The 1,559-nt window shown below is 71.4% G+C and carries 3 protein-coding genes; 1 reads left to right on the top strand and 2 read right to left on the bottom strand.

Annotated elements, in window-relative coordinates; all coding sequences use genetic code 11:
* Together ACFWVD_RS28510 and ACFWVD_RS28505 are read right to left on the bottom strand one after the other, a co-directional pair.
* Nucleotides 1-161: arylamine N-acetyltransferase (locus tag ACFWVD_RS28510; RefSeq protein ID WP_379247979.1), on the bottom strand; the 161-nt coding region annotated here is incomplete at its 3' end.
* Between the two features lie 48 nt (nucleotides 162-209).
* The gene (locus ACFWVD_RS28505) at nucleotides 210-608 is read right to left on the bottom strand and encodes an NAD(P)H-dependent oxidoreductase (RefSeq protein WP_379247977.1); all 399 of its coding nucleotides are present in this window, start codon (nucleotides 606-608) and stop codon (nucleotides 210-212) included.
* Between the two features lie 664 nt (nucleotides 609-1,272).
* On the opposite strand from ACFWVD_RS28505, the gene ACFWVD_RS28500 reads away from it, so the two are divergent.
* Nucleotides 1,273-1,559 (top strand): SSI family serine proteinase inhibitor (locus ACFWVD_RS28500; RefSeq protein ID WP_379247975.1); only part of this gene is annotated, 287 nt, incomplete at its 3' end.

Here is a 1,559-nt window from a genome sequence, read left to right as displayed (position 1 = left end):
ACGATCGCCTGACCGAGGTGGATGGACAGGCTCTCGAAGGGAACGGTCCGCAGATGCCGAAGGTGCAGGTCGCGCAGGGCCTGCGCACTCGGCGACACCGGGCGCTGCGCCCCGATCCGCCGCAGGTACGCGTCGGCCCGTGATGTGGGAAGGTCTTCCATCCCGCCAGTCTCACAACCCGCCCCCGCCCCCGCCATACGCCGCTGGACCTAGGCCGGGAAGCGGGCGAGGGGTGCGTCCTGGGCGAAGAAGGTCTTCGCACGGATCGACGCCCGCTCGTCGGCCCGCACCTGGCCCGGACGGGACGCGTTGCCGAGCAGTACCCCGCCGAAGCGCATCCGCATGTACGCCGCGGTGTGGTGCAGGCCGGTCACCAGGCCGCCGGCGCGGGCCTCGTCGTGGTCCGCCATGGCCGTCACGCCCCACAGGGTCCTGCCCGCCATCCGCTGCTTGAAGTCCGAGCCGGGGGAGGTGAGCCAGCCCGACCAGTAGTCGAGGTAGCGCTTGGTGTGCGCGGAGAGCGCGTACCAGTACAGGGGCGAGGCGATGACGACGTCGGTCGCCTCCAGCGTGGCCCGCTTGAGCATCGCCTCGCTCTCCCCGGGCACCCAGTCCCCGGTGGGTAACGGTGCGCGGTGGGCCGGGCAGTGCGTCGGCCCGCGCGTTCGTCCGGGTGGCCGCGACGCGCTCGGGGGTGACGTACTCGCCGAGCTGCCCCCCGTCGGTCAGCAGTGCCTTGGCCTCGGGAACGCCCATGTGGGGAGCGGGAGTTCCGGTGTGCGCGAGTGCGGGGTAGTACAGCGACAGCAGTAACTCCCGTGTCGGCCGCCGGTACCCAGGGGTCCTTGCGCCCCCGGTCCACCAGGTGGAGGGTGTCGCGTCCCACGGCGAAGGCGCCGGTGGGACCTTGCCTGACTGTCAGGGGTGGGTGCGGAGTTGGTCCGCCACGGCCGGGCTTCCCGGGGTTCGGGCGTGCAGATCCGGTCAAGCTGAGTGGCCGTCCGGTGAACCGCGATCGGCCGACAGCAGGTCAGCGGGGGCGGGGGTGCACGTCGCGGGCGGTGCGGCCCGCCGCCACGTCCGGCTACGGCACCGGCTGCGCCCGCCGTGAGCAGCCCGAACGACCATTCGGTCGTCGGTATGCGAACGCTCTGTCCGTAAATCGGTCATCGACATGCGGTGTGCCCTCGGGTCGGACAGTCTGGTGCCGCAACGACGCGATATCGAAACCAAATATCGCGTTCAACCTTTGAATCGAAAGTGAGTTTCGTCGTGCGTCACCGCATCGCAGCCGCCTCCGCCGCCGCCCTTGTCTGTCTGGCCGGCACCACCGGTATCGCGGCTGCTCAGCCCTCCAGCCTCTACGCCCCGTCCGCGCTCGTGTTCATCGTCGCGCAGGGCGACGACGAGGCGTCCACCGTCCTCCGGGCGTCCACCCTCAGCTGCGCCCCGACCGCCCTGGGCACCCACCCCGATCCGCAGGCCGCCTGCTCCGCGCTCAACGCCACCGGCGGGGCAGCAGACGAACCGCTGGCGACCCAGAACACAAGCCGGGTCCG

It is taken from the genome of Nocardia sp. NPDC058666 (assembly GCF_042714895.1).
GTDB lineage: Bacteria > Actinomycetota > Actinomycetes > Mycobacteriales > Mycobacteriaceae > Nocardia.
Note: the sequence above shows the minus strand (reverse complement) of the source record. Positions and strands in the feature narration are given on the sequence as shown.